We start from the raw sequence: 17,143 nt of genomic DNA, 5'->3' as shown, positions 1-17,143 counted from the left end.
AAAACTGCCGACACGTCGGCAATTTTCAAGCGGCTAGTTTTCGCAATACGCTGTAAACATTAGGTGCAGATAAAATGCAGACTGCCGACGTCGGCAGTTTTTGGGGGAGGCTGACATGGGAAATAGCTGGCAGTCGCCAAAGGCTCGGAAACTTGTCTGGGGAGCGTTCGCGTTCCTTGTGGCGGCGGTCCTGCTTGTGCAGGTGGCAGAACTAACCAGGAAGCCTCCGGCACTGCCGCAGCTTGCGGAGAACGTTCCCTCTGAAGCCCGCGAACGGCTCACGCAGGCGTGGCCGAAAATTCTCGCTGCGTGCCCTGGCTTGGGAAAGTATTACGACGCCCTGACGTTCGAGCAGGTTCAGATGGCTTTCCCGGACGCCACGGGGGCATATCATGCGAATCTGGTATTTCTGGTGAACAAGGAAACCCCCATCATCCCCTCACGATATGGAGCATTTGGGAACAGGTGCTTCTTTGGTGTTTCCAGCAACGGGCAAAGCCTGATTGTGCCCAAGAGCGCATGTCAATCGCTATGCCTCGACAAGGCCGTGGCGCATTCAGGCAACGATCTGCACCTGCCGCTGAACTGATTCCCACCATCAAGCCCCGCTCCGGCGGGGCTTCTTGTTTTCACATCCGTTAAAAGACGCACTCCCACAGGCCCACCTAAGGTGGGCCTTGTCGTTGCGACCGAAGGCGGTCCGCAGGACCGTCCCCGTTGGGCGAGTCCCGAGCCCTACGGGGATCGACAGCAAAGCGCCAGGCCGCACCGCAAGGGAGGAGACATGGACATTTTCGACAGGGCGCAGGCGTTTGTCGCCAAGTGGGAGGGCGGTCTGGTGGACCACCCGAACGATCCCGGCGGCATCACCAACCGGGGCGTGTCGCTGCGCTGGCTCCGCGCCATTGGCGTGGACATCGATGGCGACGGCGACATCGATCAAGACGACATCCGAGCGGTAACGCCCGAGGTGGCGGCCAGCCTGTTCCACGAGCATTTCTGGGTCGCGACCGGCGTAAACCTGTTGCCCCCGCTGGTGGCCGTGGCCATCTACGATGCCGCCGTCAACCAGGGTGGCGGGCGTGCCGTGCGTCAGATGCAGGCCGCGTGCAACACCGTAAGCCGCGACCAACTGGTGGTGGATGGTGACCTGGGCGGCAAGACCCTGGCCCGTGTGCAGGCCCTATGCACGGGCATGGGCGGCGGCCAGTTGGCCGTCTGCGACATCGTCATTACCGCGCGCGAACAGTTCTACCGCGAGCTGGCGAACCGGCAGCCCCGGACGGTGGACGGCGCGTATGTGGACTACCGCCCGTTTCTGCGGGGGTGGTTGGCCCGCACCAACAGCTTGCGCGGCTGGTGCCACCAACTGGCCACCGAGGGGTGGGCGTAATGCGACCGAAGGCAGCCGCCAGGCTGTCCCCGTTGGGCGAGGCTTCCGAGTCCTTACGGGGATCGACCGCACCGCGACGCCCCCTTGCCCACGCCGCCGCCCTGGTGGGCGACGCCTTCTGCGACCACTCCGGCGGCGTGTCCGCCATGCGGGTCATGTCCGTGCTGGTGTGCGTGCTGGTGCTGGGGTCGTGGGTGGTGGGCATGATTGCTGCGGGCCATCACTACCCCCCCAGCTGGCAGGAAGTAAGCCTGATCAGTGGGGCGTGCGGGGCCAAAGCCGCGCAAAGCCGTTTCGAGTTGGGTTCCGGCGGGGTTTGGGGTGCGCTGCCCTCGCCCGGTATCGACACCACCGCACCCGCGCAGGAGCCGGTACCGGCTCTGCGCGACATGGAGACTGGAGGCTAAATGATCATCGACACACTCGAGGCGCGCGGTATCGCCATTGGCGCGGGCGCCGCACTGCTGCTTGTGCTGGCCCTGCTGGCCTTGACGCTGTGGCTGCGCGGCGATCTGGCAGCCGCCCGCACCGATCTGGCCGTGGAGCAGGCAGCGCACAACGCCACACGGGCGGAACTGGCTGTGCAACTCACCGCAAAGAACCTGCTGATCGCCGACCAGCGCGCCAGCAATTCCACCATCACCGCCCTGTCCGGACAGGTGAACGCCACGCAGACGTTGCACCGCGAGTACGTGACACGCGAGGCCTCGCGCCGGGTCATGCTTGCCAGCGCCGCCGCGCGCCCCCGACCCCCCGAAGAAACCGCCAAGGTGGTGGATCATGCAACGCGCCGTGCTGCTGCTGATATGCTTAACGATTGGTAGCGCGGCGGGGTGCGCCACCGCGCCGCAGCCGTCCCCCACCGTGCTCACCGTGCGCCACGTGATGACCCCATGCCCGCACCCGCCGGACATGACGGCGGAGCAGCTGGCCACCATGGCCGGACGCGTGGACGGCGATGCGCCGTTCGACGGGCCGGGCAATGTGGACGTGCTGACGGCCCGCCACGAGGTGATCCGCGCCCACGTCAAACTCCTGGAGGCGGCGCTGCGCTGCTACGATTCGCAGGCCCAGGCCGGGCAGGCTGACGAAGGGGGCGCGGATGAACGCTGATCTTGTCGTGCAATGGGCGGGCGTCATCGTGCCGCTCATCGTGCTGGTGGCGCAGGGCCTGTTCGTTTGGTTCCTGTGGTCGCTGGGCAAAAAGTTCGTGGCCAAGGCCGATTGCGAGGCCTGCCACAGCAAGGTGGACGCGCAGTTGGTCGGGACGGACGCGCGCCTCTCCGGGATGGAAGGAGCCATGAAAACCATCCCCGCCCCCAAGGACATACAAGACCTGTTGGTCCGGCTAGCCGAGCTGTCCGGCGATCTGCGGGCGTCCTGCGCCCGCACGGACGGGCTGTCCAACCAGATAAACGGACTGTCCCGTCAAGTGGCGATGCTGACCGAGCACCACGTGGGCCAAGGCCGCTAAAGGAGCAAACATGTCGCTCAAGACCATATTCATCGAAGACCGCCGCCTGTGCGTGCTGCGCCTGCTGTCGGGCGCGCCGGGGCGCGAGGCGAATCATTTCGTGCTCAAGACCGCCCTGCGCGACCTGGGCCACGCCGTCAGCCATGACGTGGTGCTGTCCGACCTTGCGTGGCTGGAGGAACAGGGCCTCGTGTCCACCACCGGCGCAGGCACCAACGGCGACCTCACCGTGGCCGCCCTGACCGGGCGCGGCCAGGACGTGGCCGACGGCGTGGCCGTGGTGCCCGGCGTCAAGCGCCCCCTGCCGGGCGACGACTAGGAGGGGGCCATGCCGCGCAAGTCCACCATCAAACGCCTGCCACCCGAGGTGCGTGAGCGCATTGGCGTGCTGCTGGGACAGGGCCGCACGCTAGACGAGATACTGAAAGCACTGGCCGCCCTGGACGTGGATGTCAGCCGCAGCGCCCTGCACCGCTACAAGCAGAGCATCGACAAGGTGCGTGAGCGCATCGATCGCAGTCGCGCCGTGGCCGAGGCGTTGGTGCAGCGGCTGGGCGACGCGCCCGAAAGCAAGACGGCCCGCATGAACGTGGAGCTGATGCACTCGGTGATCCTGGACATCGTGTCCAATGCGGAAGCAGGTGGCGCGGAAGGCGACGCGGAGGGCGGCAGCGACGACAACTCCCCCCTGAATCCCATGGGGGCCATGCTGCTGGCCAAGGCCCTGGACCACCTGACCAAGGCGTCCCGCACGGATGCGGACCTTATTGCCCGCATCCGCGAGGAAGCCACCAAGGTGGCCACCAAAAAGGCTGCCACCACGGTGTCCGACGTGGGGCGCGCCGCTGGCGTGCCGGGTGATGTCATTGACCAGATGATGCAGGCCGTACTCGGGGGGGCTGTATGACAACCGCCGGGTTTCTCCCGTACCAGTGGGAACTGCGCGAAACAGTCCGTACTGCTCAGGTGACGGTGGTCGAAAAGAGCCGCCGGACAGGGTACTCGTGGGCCGCAGCGGCCATAGCCGTGGAACACGCCGCCCGGCGCCGTCAGGATGGCGGCATGGACGTGTTCTACATGGGCTATAACCTCGAAATGGCGCGGGAGTTCATCGAATACTGCGGCGATTGGGCCAAGGTGTTGCAGGTGGGGGCCGTGTCCGTTGGCGAGACCGTATTCCGCGACCCGGAGCGCCCGGATCAGGACATCAAGGCGTTCCGCATGGAGACGGCGGCGGGCAAGGTTGTGGCGCTGCCGTCCATGCCTCGCGCCCTGCGCGGCATGCAAGGCTTGGTCATCCTGGACGAGGCGGCGTTCCACGACAACCTGGAGGAACTGCTGAAGGCCGCGTTCGCCCTGCTGATCTGGGGCGGCAAGGTGCTGGTCATCTCCACCCACGACGGCGACGAGAACCCGTTCAACACCCTGGTCACGGATATCCGCGCGGGCAGGCGGCCCTACCGGCTGCTGCGCTGCGACTTTGACCGCGCGCTGGCGGAGGGCCTGTACCAACGCATCTGCCAGAAGGGCGGCAAGCCGTGGACGCCGGAGGCCGAGGCCAAATGGCGGGACGAGATCATCGCCTTCTACGGAGACGGCGCGGAGGAGGAACTGTTCTGCGTGCCCAGCCGTGGCACGGGGGCTTACCTGCCGTTGGCGCTGCTGGAGCTGCGGTCCGACCCCGACATCCCCGTGGTGCGGTGGGAGCAGCCGTCCGGCTTCGCAGAACTGGCGGAGCACCTGCGCGTGGCCGAGACTCGAGACTTCCTGGACAACCAGCTTGGCCCGCTGCTGGCCAAGTGCGACCCGGCCCTGCGGCACTACTTCGGCCAGGACTTCGCCCGCCTGGGCCACCTGTCCGTGCTCTGGCCGCTGGCCGTGTTGCAGAACATGGTGCGCCGCCCGCCCTTTGTGGTGGAAATGCGGAACATCCCTTTCGAGCAGCAGCGCCAGGTGTTGTTCTACGTGGTGGATCGGCTGCCGCGCTTTACTGCTGGCAAGCTGGACGCCACGGGGAACGGGGCCTACCTCGCCGAAGTTGCCGCGCAGCGTTACGGCCATAACCGCATCGAACAGGTGAAGTTCAGCGAGGGCTGGTACCGCGACAACATGCCCCCGTGGAAGGCCGCGTTCGAGGACGGGAACATCCTGATTCCCCGCGACGCGGACGTGATTTCCGACCACCGGGCCGTCAAGCTGGTGCATGGCATCGCCCAACTGCCCAAAGGGGATTCCGGCGGCAAGGCGAAGCGCCACGGCGACAGCGCCATTGCCAACGTGCTGGCCAATGCCGCCAGCCGGGCCGAAGTCATGGAATACGCCTACGAACCCGCACAACCCACGGGGGCTGGCCCCCGATACGACGACGATCCGGACGATGCGTGGGATGCACCCCGCGCGCGCTTCGGCAAGGGGGCATACTGATGCTGTACGATCACCTGGGCAGGGCCGTGGACACGGGCCGACTGCGCGACGAGGAAGCAGGGCCGACCCTGACCGGCGTGCGGCAAATCATCTCCGGCCATCCGGCCCAGGGCATGACCCCGGAACGGCTGGCCGCCATCCTGCGCGACGCGGAAAACGGCGACCCGCTGCAATACCTGGAACTGGCCGAGGAGATGGAAGAGAAGGACATGCACTACCGGTCGGTGCTGGGCACCCGCCGGTTGCAGGTTTCCGGACTGCCCATCACCGTGGTGGCCGCCAGCGACGACAAGGCCGACGTGGCCGCCGCAGACCTGGTGCGCGAATGGCTGGAATGGGACGAGGCGCAGTTTGCCCTGTTCGACGTGCTGGACGGCATCGGCAAGGGCTTCAGCTGCACCGAGATTATCTGGGAAACCAGCGGCAGGCACTGGATGCCGCTGGCACTGAAATGGCGCGATCCGCGCTGGTTCCGGTTCGACCCTGCCGACGGCCATACGCTGCGCCTGCTGGACGCGGGGGGGCAGCTGCTGCCCCTGACGCCCTTCAAGTACATCACCCACATACACAAGACCAAAAGCGGCCTGCCCATCCGGGGCGGACTGGCCTACGCCATTTCGTGGGGCTGGCTGTTCAAGAACTTCGACATCAAGTCGTGGGTGCAGTTCGCCGAGGTGTTCGGGCATCCCCTGCGGGTGGGCAAGTACGACGGGGCCGCAACCCCCAAGGACAAGGACAAGCTGCTGCAAGCCGTGCGGCATATCGCCCGCGACGCGGCGGCCATCATCCCGGCCTCGATGCAGATCGACTTCATCGAAGCCAAGATGTCCGGCAACATCGACCTGTTCGAGAAGCTGGCCGCGTTCCTGGACAGGCAGGTATCCAAGGCCGTGTTGGGCCAGACCGGCACCACGGACACCGGCCAGCATGTGGGTACGGCCAATGCCCACGAGCGGGTGCGCGAGGACATCGAACAGAGCGACGCGGCCCAGCTGGCAGCCACGCTCAACCGCGACCTGGTGCGCCCGCTGGTGGACCTGAATCTGGGGCCGCGCCTGCGGTACCCGCGCCTGCGTATTGCAAGGCCCGATGCCCAGGACGTGGCCGCGCTGGTGGGGGCGCTGAAAGAAATGGTGCCCCTTGGGCTGCGCGTGGAGGCCAGTGCGGTCCGCGACAAGCTGGGGCTGCCCGAGCCCGCCGAAGGCGCCGAGGTGCTGAGGCCCCTGGCCATCGCGCAGCCCACCCCGGAACAGGAAGCGGCCCCGCAGCTGGCAGCGCACGCGGCACGGCCAGGCGGGGACAACGAAGATACGGACGCGCTGGACATGCTGGCCGACGAGGCCCTGGCGGACTGGCAGCCGCTGGTGCAGGGCATGGTGGACCCGATCCGGAAACTGCTGGACGAGTGCGCCACGCACGACGAGTTCCTGCGCCGCCTGCCCGAAGTCGTCACGGCGCAGGACACCGCCGCCCTGACCGAGGCGCTGGCACGGGCGCTGTTTGTCGCCAAGCTGGCGGGGCTTACCGGAGCGCCTGTCCATGCCGTCGTGGGTAACGAGGATGGCGGTAATGCTTGAGATGCGCCCGCTGCCGCCCGAGGAGGCCGTGGCCTACATCAAGGCCAAGGGCTACCAGTTGCCCGCCACGTGGAACTGGCAGGACATGTGGCAAGAGGCGCACGCCACGGCCTTTACCGTGGCCAAGTCCGCAGGGTTCGACATCCTGGGCGACGTGCATGCGCAGGTGCTGAAGTCGTTGGAGCAGGGCCAGACCTTTCGCGACTTCCAGCGCGAACTGACCCCCCTTTTGCAGGCCAAGGGCTGGTGGGGCCGCAAGGAACTGCCGGACCCGGCAACCGGCGAGGTGCGCGAGGTGCAGCTGGGTAGCCCGCGCCGCCTGCGCACCATCTACGACGTGAACCTGCGCACGGCCCATGCGTCCGGAGCGTGGGCGCGCGTGCAGCGCACCAAGGACCGCCGCCCCTTCCTGCGGTACGTGGCCATCCTGGACCGGCGCACCAGGCCGGACCACCGGGGGTGGCACGGCGTGGTGCTTCCTGCTGATGACCCGTGGTGGGATACGCACTACCCGCCCAACGGCTGGCGTTGCCGGTGCACCGTCCAGCAGTTGGGGCAGCGGGACATGGACCGTTACGGCTACACGGTAAGCGAAGCGCCGCCCCGCCCCATGCTGCCCTGGGAGAACCCGCGCACGGGCGAGCGGGTGATGGTGCCCAAGGGCATCGACCCGGGATGGGCCTACAACCCCGGCAAGGCCGCGCTGGAACAGCATGCGGCGCGAACCCTGATAGACAAGCTGGTGCCGCTGCCGCCGACCGTCGCGGCGCGGGCCATGGCGGAGTCCGCCCGCTTCGTGCTGCCTGCGCTGGAAAGGGACTGCGCGGAATGGATCGGCGAGGTGGGCAAGCGGGCGGGCAGCGGCGCATTCAGGGCCACGGGCGAGCGCCGGGTGGTCGGGGCGCTCTCGCCGGGTGTCCTGTCGTTCCTGAAGGAACGCGAGATCACGCCCGCGTCGGGCGCCATCACCATTGCAGACGGCGACGTGCTGCACATGCAGCGCAGCGCCAAGCGCGCGCCGCTGCCCTCGTCCACGCTGGCCAGCCTGCCGCGCATCCTCGCAACGCCGCAGGCCGTCCTCTGGGACAAATGGGATGACGGGCTCGTCTACGTCTGGAATGTGGACGGAGACGGCGCGGAGAAGATCATCGTGAAGGTGAATTACGCCACCCGCGCGGGGCGGCAGAAGATCACCACCAACAGTGTCCGCAGCGGACGCCGCACCAATGTCGCGGAATTGCGCGACGGCGGGCATTACGAACTGGTGGAGGGTAGTCTGTAGGCGGGGCAGGGTGTGCCGCAGCCGATGGGGGGACGCCACTCCCCTTTCGTATCAACCGCTGCCTGGGCGGAGCATACGGGCCGAAGCGGTTTCGCGACCGGCATCGGCTGCGGTGCCTGTATGACCTACATACGGCGGCCCGAAACCCTGCGCAAGGGCACATCGCGCGAAAACGGCCCCTGCGTCCCTGATTTTTTCGATGTGACCGCTTATCCATCCTGACAGGGTATCGCGCCGCACAGGGCGTTCAAGAACGTTTATGAACGCATCCCCCGTGGCCTTCCCTGCATGGCGGGCCACCACGTCCCGCACAGTTTCCCCCACCTCATGTTGTGACGGGCGTTAAAAGACGCCGCGACGCCATGCGCCCTAGAAGGGGCGCATGGACACCACACACGACACCCCCCAGATGCTGGCATGCCACGCCGTGGCCATGAGCCAGCCGTCGGACGGCGGCACCGCCACTCCCCCGGAGTGGGTGCAGTTGCTCCCGGCTGGTGTTTTCCGTGGCCGTGACGGGCGTGGCCCGTACCGCAACGACGACCCCGAAGGCATCGTCCGGGCCACCATGGCCTATCAGGCCGGTGCCGACATCCCCATCGACTACGACCACCAGTCGGTCTTCTCTGAAGTGAACGGCCAGCCCGCCATTGCCGCAGCCTGGATCAGCCAGCTGGAAGTGCGCAATGGCGAGGTGTGGGGTCGCGTGACGTGGACCGACAAGGGCGCTGCCCACGTGGCCAGCCGCGAGTACCGCTACCTGTCGCCGGTGTTCGAGCATGGCCGGAAGGACGGGCGCATCAGCCGCATCGAATCGGTCGCCCTGACCAACCAGCCCAACTTGCAGATTACCGCCATAGCCTCCCGCCGCGCGCTGCGGTCGCCATCCGCAGGGCTCGCAGACTCGCCTGACGGCTGCCGCATCGGCGAAGAGGCCCAACCCCCGACCAGAGGAGAAGACATGGACCTCAAGAAAACGCTCTCCGGCATTCTCGGGCTGTCCCCGGACAGCGCCGACGATGTCGTGGCGGCCAAGGTACAGGGCCTCGTCACCGCAGCGCACAGCGCCAACGCGGGGCTGGTTGCCATCGCCAAGGCCGTCGAAGCGCCGGACGATGCCGCACCCGGCGTCATCGCCGACCAGGTGCGCGCCGTGGCCAGCCGGGCGGCCACCCCCGACCCTGCCAAGTTCGTGCCCATCGCCATGTACCAGGAGACGGCCAGCAACCTGTCCGCCCTGCGCAACGAGGTGGCCGCCACCAAGGCCAAGGACCTTGTGGACCAGGCCAAGGCGGCCCACAAGGTCACCCCGGCCATGGAAGGCTGGGCGTCCGACTACGCCACCAAGGACCCCGAAGGGTTCAAGGCGTGGATGTCCGCCTCCGTTGCGGTGGTGACGCCCGGACCCGACGCGACCGCCGGTGGCCCGCCCCAGGGCGGCGGCAAGCTGACCGACACGGACCGCGCGATCTGCTCGCAGCTGGGCCTCTCGGAAGAGGAATACGCCAAGAACATCGGCAAGGAGGGTGCGTAAATGGCAGCCCTGACCAAGGACAGAGACACCCAGCGCCGCGATGACGCGCGCTACGGCTATCCCGTGGCCGCGTCCACCAGGCTGTATGTGGGGGGGCTGGTGGCCCTGAATGCCAGCGGCTACGCGGTTCCCGCGTCCGCCGTGGCCGCGCTGACCGTGATAGGCGTGGCTGTGGCCCTGGCAGACAACAGCACCGGCGCGGCGGGCGACATCAACGTGCTTACCGAAACGCGCGGCGCGTTCAAGCTGGCCAACGACGGCAGCATCACCCGCGCCCATGTGGGCAAGAAGGCCTACGCCGTGGATGACCAGACCGTGGCGGCCACCGACGGCAGCGGGACGCGCCCCGCAGCCGGGATCATCAAGGACCTGGACGCCTCGGGCGTGTGGGTCGGGTTCTAGGAGATACCATGCATATCAACGCACAGAGCCTTCAGGCGGCCTTCACCGGCTTCAAGCTGATCTACCAGCAGGCGTTCGCGGGCGTGACGCCCGATCACGAACGCATCGCCATGGTCGTGAACAGCTCGACGAAGCAGGAAACCTACCCCTTTCTGGGCAAGACCACCGGCTTCCGCGAGTGGGTCGGCGACCGCGTGGTCCAGAACCTGAAGAGCCACGACTTCACCATCAAGAACAAGTCGTTCGAGAATACGGTGGGCGTGGACCGCGACGACTTCGAAGACGACACCCTGGGCATCTACTCGCCCATCTTCGCCCAGCTTGGCCAGGACGCCGCGGAACACCCCTCGCAGCTGGTCTACGGGCTGCTGGCGTCCGGGTTCACTGGTCGTTGCTACGACGGCCAGTACTTCTTCGACATCGACCACCCGGTGCTGGACGAAAGCGGCAACGAGATCAGCGTCAGCAACTTCGGCGGCGGCACCGGAACCGCGTGGTACCTGCTGGATGTTACCCGTGCCATCAAGCCGCTGATCTTCCAGAAGCGGCGCGATTACACCCTCGCGCGCATGGACCAGCCCACCGACGAGGCCGTGTTTACCCGCAAGGAATACCGCTACGGCGTCGATGCCCGCGTGAACGCCGGGTTCGGCCTGTGGCAGCTGGCCTACGCCAGCAAGCAGGAACTGACCACCGCCAACTATGCTGCCGCGCGCGAGGCCATGCAGGGCATGAAGGGCGACAAGGGCAGGCCGCTGGGCGTGAAGGCATCGCTGCTTGTGGTGCCCGCCACGCTGGAACAGCAGGCCCTGGAAGTGGTCAAGCGCGAACGCGACGCCAGCGGCGCCACTAACGTCTACCAGAACTCGGCGGACATCCTCGTTTCGCCGTGGCTGTAGGGGGTGCCGCATGCCGACCATGATCCGCATCACCTCGAAGCGTGACGGGTTCCGCCGGGCTGGCATGGCCCACAGCGGCACCCGCGATTACCCCGCCGGGACGTTTACCGACGAGCAACTGGAGGCCCTGACCGGCGAATCCATGCTGGTGGTGGACGAGGTGGACGTTCCCGACCTGTCCGATGCCACCGACGCCGACGCCAAGCCCGCCAGCCCGGCCAAGGCCGCCAGGGGTGGCAAGCCCGCCGGGGGCGGCAAGGGCGAACCGGCCAAGGGTAATGGGGGCAAGGACGAAGGCCAGGAAGAGGACAAGACCGACACCGGGGCCAACGACAAGGCCGAAGCCGCCCCCCAGAACACCGGCGACGCCCCCGCCAGCGGCGGCCAGTAAGGAGGGCGGGCGATGTACGCGACCATAGGCGACATGGAGGCGCGGTTCGGCCAGCAGGAGCTGGTGGAACTGACCGACACGGAACTGACCGGGGCCGTTGTCGAGGCCGTGGTGGAAACCGCCCTGGGCGACGCCACGGAACTCATCAACGGCTATGTGGCGGCGCGCTACCGGGTGCCGTTGCTGCCCGTGCCTGACATGGTCCGCCGCTGGTGCTGCGACATCGCCCGCTTCTACCTGCACAAGGCGGGCGTGCCCGATGTGGTCAAGACCGGGCACGAGTCCGCCTTGCAGGGTCTGCGCGATGTGGCGCGAGGCGTTGTGCAGTTGCAGGCCACCGGCGTGGAAACACCCGGAGCATCCGGTGAAACGGTGCTGGCCGTTGGCGGGCGCGTGTTCACCGACGGCAGCATGCGGGGGTTCTGATGGCTGGCGGGATGACCTTCACCGTTCGGACCGGCGGGCTGGACGCCATCGAAAGCGCCCTGACCAGGCTGGCCGCCCGTGCGGACAACCTGCTGCCCGCCATGGACGAGATCGGGTCGCAGATGTTGCAGCGCACCCAACGCCGGTTTGAAGATCAGCAGGGGCCGGACGGGGCCGACTGGCCCGCACTGTCGCCGGTGACGGTCAAGCGGCGCGGCGATGCCGAACCCATTCTGCGCATCTCGGGCGACCTGTACCGCAGCGTCTCCTACCGGCCAGGCCGCGATCATGTGGAGCTGGGCACCAACTGGCCCTATGCGCGCGCCATGCAGTTGGGGGTATTGCGCGGCGCTTCGGGTCGCACCCGGCGCGGCGGCCCCATTCCGTGGGGCACCATTCCGCCCAGGCCGTTCCTGGGCATCTCCGACGACGACGGCGTCGACGTGCTCGACATCATCCAACACTACCTGGAAGGGGCCTAACCATGATCTCCGCCATCGAAAACGCCATCATCGCCCGCATCGCCTCGGCACCCCGCGATGTGCTGGGCTACGGGCTGCGGCGCGTGGACAGCTACGGCGGCCAACTGGAGGACGAGGACGAGCTGGCCAAGATCGCCAACGTCCTGCCCTGCGCCCTGGTGACCTGTACGGGGGTGGGACGCGCCGACAACAACGGCAGCCACTATGCCGAGCGGGGCACCTTTGCCGTGCTGTGTGTTGCCCGGTCGCTGCGCAACGAGCAGGCCACCCGCCACGGCGGCAAGCCCGGCGAGGTGGGCACCCACCAGATGCGCGATGACGTGCTGGCCCTGCTGTGCGGCCAGACGCTGGGCCTTGGCGAGCACATTTCCCCGCTGGTGCCGCACGGTACCCGCATCCTGTTCAACGGCAAGCTGCGCAAGCAGGCCATTTCCGTCGTGGCCGTGGAGTTCGCCACCAGTTGGCTCCACCCGGCCCCGGCGGACGCGCCCCAGGCCGCACTGCCCGAAGACCTGCAAGGGGCCACGACTCCCGCCGAGGCGGTGGCCAAGGCCGCAGGCATTACCGACTTCACGCTCTATACCGGGGATTGGGGTGCGCCCGTGCCCCTCTTCGACGACCAACCGCTCCGCGATGTCGTGGAGTTCCACCAGGAGTAACCCACACATGTCCGCACAGACCGCCAAGAACCGCGCTTCCAAAGTCCCCGCCCCCACGTTTGTCATCCGGCCCGCGCGGCCCGACGACATGGTGCGCGACCCCGAGACCCGCAAGCCCCTGGCTGAGGGTGGCGAATCCAAACCCCGCAACAGCCATTGGCTGCGCCGCCTGGCAGCCGGGGATGTCGTGGAGGTGACCGAAAGCGACACCGCACCGGCCAGCAAGCCGGGCAAGAAGGAGTAACCCATGACCATCAGCTTCTCGCAAATTCCGGTGAGCATCCGCACGCCGGGCCAGTACGCGGAGTTCGACAACTCGCTGGCCAACAAGGGCCTGGTGCGCGACATCACCCGCGTGCTGCTGCTGGGCCAGCGGCTGGGCGGATCGGCAGCCCCCCTCGTGCCCGTGCGGGTGCTGTCCGGCGACCATGCCGTGGCGCTGTTCGGTCGCGGCAGCATGCTGGCGGCCATGGCCTACGCCTTCAAGAAAGCCAACGAGGATTCCGACCTGTGGGCCGTGCCCGTGGCCGACAACGCCGCCGGGCAGGCCGCCACCGGCACCGTGACCATTGCCGGTACCGCTACGGCAGCTGGCACGCTGGTGCTCTACGTGGGCGGGGTGAAGGTGCAGGCCGCCGTGGCCGTGGGTGCTCTGGCATCCGCCGTGGCCGCCGACCTTGCCGACGCGGTGGGCGAGATGCCCGACCTTCCGGTGACCGCGTCCGCCACCGGGGCCGTGGTCACGCTGACCGCCCGGCACAAGGGCGAGACCATGAACGCGCTGGACCTGCGCACCACCTATTGGCAGGGCGATGCCGTGCCCGCCGGGCTGACCGTGACCATCGTCAGCATGTCGGGCGGCACCGGCAACCCTGACGTGACCACCGCCCTCGCCGAGTTGGGCGATGCGCAGTACCACCACGTGATCACCCCGTGGACGGACACCGCCAACCTTGCCGCCCTGGAAGCGGAACTGGAGGACCGCTGGTCCGCCACCCGCCAGATAGAAGGGCAGGCGTGGGCATCCGTTTCGGGCACGCACGCGGCATTGGCCACCATCGGCAGCGCCCGCAATTCCGAAGTCATCTCCATCATGGGCGCGCAGCGCAGCCCCACGCCGCCGTGGGTGTGGGCCGCCGTGTACGGCGCGGTGGCAGCCTACAACTTGTCCATCGACCCCGCCCGACCGCTGCAAACCCTGGAACTGCCCGGCATCCTCGCCCCTGCGGAGCCGGACCGGTTCACCCGGGCCGAGCGCAACCTGCTGCTGTACGACGGCGTCAGCACCTTCGTGGTGGCCGTGGACGGCACCGTGTCCATCGAACGGGCCATCACCACCTACCAGGTGAACGCCTACAACCTGCCGGACCCCAGCTACCTGGACGTGGAAACGCTGGCCACCCTGTCTGTGCTGCGCAGCACGCTGCGCGCCCGCATCAGCCAGAAGTTTCCCCGGCACAAGCTGGCCGACGACGGCACCCGGTTCGGCGCCGGGCAGGCCATCGTCACGCCCAGCATCATCCGGGCCGAACTCATCGCCCTGGCCCGCGCCTGGGAAGAGCGCGGCTGGGTGGAAAACCTGAATGCGTTCAAGGACCAGCTGGTGGTGGAACGCAACGCCGACGATCCCACCCGCGTGGACGTCGTGCTGCCGCCCGATCTGGTCAACCAGCTGCGCGTGTTCGCCGCGCTGGTCCAGTTCCGCGTCTAACCCCACGCCAGCAACAGGCAGGAGAACGACATGTCACAATATCTCGGAAGGGCGGTCATCGCCTTCGACGGCAAGACGCTGGACACCCAGCGCTCGGCAAAACTCAACCTGGGCGGGATGTCCCGCAAGCCTGTCGTGGGCACCAGCGTGGGCTTTGCCGAAGAACTGGTGCCCGCCACCCTCGAATGCGAGGTGAACGTGGGCAAGGACACCCCGGTGGAGGAAATCCGCAACATCACCAACGCCACGGTCACCTTTCGGGCCGACATTGGCCGCACCTGGGTGATCCGCGAGGCGTTCGTGGAGGACGTGTTGGACCTGTCCGAGGGCGAAGGCGGCAAGATGAAGGTCAAACTCACCGGCAACCCCGCCGAAGAAGCATAGGAAGGCACCATGACGGCAACCTCCCAGCCGCGCGAACCCAAGGTGATCAGGCTGTCCCGCCCGCTCTTCGTGGGCGAGGCGACGTACGAACAGCTGTCCATGCGCGAGCCGTATGTGAAGGACCAACTGGCCGTGGACGAACCCGGCCAGACCCAGGGGGAAGTGGAAATGCGGCTCATCGGGCGGCTGTGCGACCTGAACACGGAAGCCCTGCGCGAACTGCCCGTGTGCGACTACGTGCAGTTGCAGCGGGCGCTGATGGGTTTCATCTCGCCCCAGGCGGCCGCATCCGCCGCGCCGCGCTCGAACTCGGACACGTCGCCGGATGGGGCAGGCACGAAATAGAGGACATGCGGGTGTCCGAGTTCCTTGCATACCACGCCGAGGCGCTGCGCCTGGCGCGGGACATCTCTGGAGAAGGATAGGAGGCTGACGTGCTGGGTTCCGGCCAGATGGCGCTCAACATAATGATCGGGGCCGCTCTTTCGGGCGGCTTCCGGTCTTCCTTCAGCGGGGCGCGGTCGGAAATGACCCGCCTGGCCGACGGTTCGACACGCCTCGGCGCTGCGCTGGATGTTGCCGACCGCAAGATGCACGGCATGAGCGGCAGCGCCAATGACCTTCAGGGCAGCCTTGCGCAGATGGGCCAGGCGGTGGCCTCGCTGATGGTGATCCGCGGCGCGGTGAACATGGCGGGCGACCTGGAACACCGGCTGGCTGGCACCGGCATTACGGCCGACATGACCTCCGACAGGCTGCGCGAGTTGCGCAATCGGCTGCGTGAGCTGGCTGTGCCTGAGTCGACCAATAAGTCCGTGGACCAGTTGGAGCGCGGATTCAACAGGATGGTTGCGGCGGGTATGGAGGCGGACAAGGCGCAGGCTGCGTTGTTGCCCGTCGGACGCACAGCCACAGCCACTAGCGCTGCCATCGATGATCTGGCCGACACATCCTATGTCATTACCGAAATTTTGGGGGTAGCCCCTGATGCGTTGACGGCGGAAATGGACCGCCTTGCATACGCTGGCAACAGAGGTGCGTTCGAACTGGAACACATGGCCCGGTACTTCCCCATGCTGGGTGCAGGGGCCAAGGCCCTGAAGATGGAAGGCAGCGATGCCGTGGGCACGCTGGCGGCATCGTTGCAAATAGCCAAGCGTGGCGCGGCGGACCCCGGCGAGGCGGCCAACAACATGGCCAACTTCATGAAATCGTTGACCTCGCCGGAAACGCTGAAAAACGCCAAACAGGCCGGGATCAACATCAAGAAGATCATCCGCAAGGCATGGGAAGATGGTGAAAACCCGTTGCTGGCCGTGCTGGACGCGGTAAAGGCCAAGACCGGCGGCGACCCGTTCAAGATCGGCCAGATATTCCGCGACACGCAGGTTCAGAACTACCTGAAGCCGGTACTGGCGGACCTGGAAGAACTGAAGTCCCTCAAGCGGGACATCATGACGAAAAGCGGCGGGACCGTGGACAGCCAGTTCGCCATCATGATGGCGACGTACAACGAGAAGACCGCGGGCTTCAGGGCCTCCTTGGAGAAGCTGGGCGATTCCGTGGGCCGTTCATTCCTTGCACCGCTGGGGGCCGTGGTGTCCATGCTGACCCCGCTGGTGAACCTGCTTTCCGATGCTGCGGATACCTCTCCCACGTTCACCTTCACCCTGCTGGCCATGGGCGCGGCGCTGACAGTGCTGCCGCCAGCCATAGCCCTGATCGGCATGGCCTGGCGGTCCATGTCCACGTCCATTGTGGCCACGCCGATAGGCGCTGCCATCGTCCTGATCGGGCTGGGCGCGGCCTACCTCATCGACCATTGGACCCCGGTGCAGGAGTTCTTCAAGGGCATATGGGAACCCGTGAAGCCCTATTGGGATGCCTTCGTCGGATGGGTCGGCGGCGTGTGGGAAAAGCTGCGGCCCATGTTCGAGACGGTGGGCAAGTGGATGGGCATCGGCGCGTCCGCCACCGCAGGCCCGTCCACCACATCGAATGCTGAATCCAGCGCCCAGGGCGCGGGGGCACCCGGCACCGCCGGGGGCAAGGTTGCCGCCCCCGGTTCCGCCGCTGGTGCGGGAAAGCCCGGCGCGCTCCTGCCG

General features: G+C 67.1%; 23 protein-coding genes. All 23 read left to right on the top strand.

Going from position 1 to position 17,143, the window contains the following annotated elements; translation table 11 throughout:
- The first annotated feature begins 115 nt into the window (after positions 1–115).
- Positions 116–589 (top strand): hypothetical protein, encoded by a 474-nt coding sequence (locus tag FVW27_RS18770; RefSeq protein ID WP_167128156.1) that lies wholly within the window; start codon positions 116–118, stop codon positions 587–589.
- A 195-nt stretch (positions 590–784) separates the two neighbouring features.
- Entirely contained in the window at positions 785–1,393 is a 609-nt protein-coding gene (locus FVW27_RS18765; protein ID WP_167128153.1) for a glycoside hydrolase family 108 protein, read from the top strand.
- A complete protein-coding gene (locus FVW27_RS18760) occupies positions 1,393–1,800 on the top strand; it encodes a hypothetical protein (protein ID WP_167128150.1) in 408 nt (135 codons plus the stop codon). The genes FVW27_RS18765 and FVW27_RS18760 overlap by 1 nt, the downstream gene beginning before the upstream one ends.
- Positions 1,801–2,217, top strand: coding sequence for a hypothetical protein (locus FVW27_RS18755; RefSeq protein WP_167128147.1), 417 nt, complete (start codon positions 1,801–1,803; stop codon positions 2,215–2,217). It begins immediately after the preceding gene.
- Complete coding sequence (locus FVW27_RS18750; protein WP_167128145.1) at positions 2,174–2,506, top strand: hypothetical protein; 333 nt, start codon at positions 2,174–2,176, stop codon at positions 2,504–2,506. Before FVW27_RS18755 ends, FVW27_RS18750 begins: the two co-directional genes overlap by 44 nt.
- Positions 2,496–2,867, top strand: a complete 372-nt coding sequence (locus FVW27_RS18745; RefSeq protein ID WP_167128142.1) for a DUF2730 family protein — start codon at positions 2,496–2,498, stop codon at positions 2,865–2,867. The genes FVW27_RS18750 and FVW27_RS18745 overlap by 11 nt, the downstream gene beginning before the upstream one ends.
- Before the next feature lie 10 nt (positions 2,868–2,877).
- A complete protein-coding gene (locus FVW27_RS18740) occupies positions 2,878–3,186 on the top strand; it encodes a VpaChn25_0724 family phage protein (protein WP_167128139.1) in 309 nt (102 codons plus the stop codon).
- 9 nt (positions 3,187–3,195) lie between these two features.
- A complete protein-coding gene (locus tag FVW27_RS18735) occupies positions 3,196–3,774 on the top strand; it encodes a DUF3486 family protein (protein WP_167128136.1) in 579 nt (192 codons plus the stop codon).
- A complete protein-coding gene (locus tag FVW27_RS18730; RefSeq protein ID WP_167128134.1) occupies positions 3,771–5,291 on the top strand; it encodes a hypothetical protein in 1,521 nt (506 codons plus the stop codon). The genes FVW27_RS18735 and FVW27_RS18730 overlap by 4 nt, the downstream gene beginning before the upstream one ends.
- On the top strand, positions 5,291–6,868 hold the full coding sequence (locus FVW27_RS18725; protein ID WP_167128131.1) for a DUF935 domain-containing protein: 1,578 nt from the start codon (positions 5,291–5,293) through the stop codon (positions 6,866–6,868). The genes FVW27_RS18730 and FVW27_RS18725 overlap by 1 nt, the downstream gene beginning before the upstream one ends.
- Positions 6,861–8,150, top strand: a complete 1,290-nt coding sequence (locus tag FVW27_RS18720; protein WP_167128128.1) for a phage head morphogenesis protein — start codon at positions 6,861–6,863, stop codon at positions 8,148–8,150. Before FVW27_RS18725 ends, FVW27_RS18720 begins: the two co-directional genes overlap by 8 nt.
- A 382-nt stretch (positions 8,151–8,532) precedes the next feature.
- The gene (locus tag FVW27_RS18715; protein ID WP_167128125.1) at positions 8,533–9,684 is read left to right on the top strand and encodes a phage protease; all 1,152 of its coding nucleotides are present in this window, start codon (positions 8,533–8,535) and stop codon (positions 9,682–9,684) included.
- Complete coding sequence (locus FVW27_RS18710; RefSeq protein ID WP_167128116.1) at positions 9,685–10,086, top strand: hypothetical protein; 402 nt, start codon at positions 9,685–9,687, stop codon at positions 10,084–10,086.
- 8 nt (positions 10,087–10,094) lie between these two features.
- The gene (locus FVW27_RS18705; RefSeq protein ID WP_167128113.1) at positions 10,095–10,985 is read left to right on the top strand and encodes a Mu-like prophage major head subunit gpT family protein; all 891 of its coding nucleotides are present in this window, start codon (positions 10,095–10,097) and stop codon (positions 10,983–10,985) included.
- A 10-nt stretch (positions 10,986–10,995) separates the two neighbouring features.
- Positions 10,996–11,376 carry an HI1506-related protein gene (locus FVW27_RS18700; RefSeq protein WP_167128110.1) on the top strand — a complete coding sequence of 127 codons (381 nt, stop codon included), beginning with the start codon at positions 10,996–10,998 and terminating at the stop codon, positions 11,374–11,376.
- 12 nt (positions 11,377–11,388) lie between these two features.
- Positions 11,389–11,802, top strand: a complete 414-nt coding sequence (locus FVW27_RS18695) for a gp436 family protein (RefSeq protein WP_167128107.1) — start codon at positions 11,389–11,391, stop codon at positions 11,800–11,802.
- Positions 11,802–12,284: a phage virion morphogenesis protein gene (locus FVW27_RS18690; protein ID WP_167128105.1), complete on the top strand. Its 483-nt coding sequence runs from the start codon at positions 11,802–11,804 to the stop codon at positions 12,282–12,284. Before FVW27_RS18695 ends, FVW27_RS18690 begins: the two co-directional genes overlap by 1 nt.
- A 2-nt stretch (positions 12,285–12,286) precedes the next feature.
- The gene (locus tag FVW27_RS18685) at positions 12,287–12,943 is read left to right on the top strand and encodes a phage protein Gp37 (protein ID WP_167128104.1); all 657 of its coding nucleotides are present in this window, start codon (positions 12,287–12,289) and stop codon (positions 12,941–12,943) included.
- A 7-nt stretch (positions 12,944–12,950) separates the two neighbouring features.
- Positions 12,951–13,187, top strand: a complete 237-nt coding sequence (locus tag FVW27_RS18680) for a DUF2635 domain-containing protein (protein ID WP_167128102.1) — start codon at positions 12,951–12,953, stop codon at positions 13,185–13,187.
- Between the two features lie 3 nt (positions 13,188–13,190).
- Positions 13,191–14,654, top strand: coding sequence for a phage tail sheath subtilisin-like domain-containing protein (locus tag FVW27_RS18675; RefSeq protein ID WP_167128099.1), 1,464 nt, complete (start codon positions 13,191–13,193; stop codon positions 14,652–14,654).
- A gap of 30 nt (positions 14,655–14,684) precedes the next feature.
- Entirely contained in the window at positions 14,685–15,038 is a 354-nt protein-coding gene (locus FVW27_RS18670; protein ID WP_167128096.1) for a phage tail tube protein, read from the top strand.
- 9 nt (positions 15,039–15,047) lie between these two features.
- Positions 15,048–15,383 (top strand): phage tail assembly protein, encoded by a 336-nt coding sequence (locus FVW27_RS18665; RefSeq protein ID WP_167128093.1) that lies wholly within the window; start codon positions 15,048–15,050, stop codon positions 15,381–15,383.
- 89 nt (positions 15,384–15,472) lie between these two features.
- A partial coding sequence (locus FVW27_RS18660) for a phage tail tape measure protein (protein ID WP_167128090.1) occupies positions 15,473–17,143 on the top strand: 1,671 nt, incomplete at its 3' end.

This window comes from Nitratidesulfovibrio liaohensis (genome assembly GCF_011682075.1).
Classification (GTDB): Bacteria; Desulfobacterota; Desulfovibrionia; order Desulfovibrionales; family Desulfovibrionaceae; genus Cupidesulfovibrio; species Cupidesulfovibrio liaohensis.
Note: the sequence above shows the minus strand (reverse complement) of the source record. Positions and strands in the feature narration are given on the sequence as shown.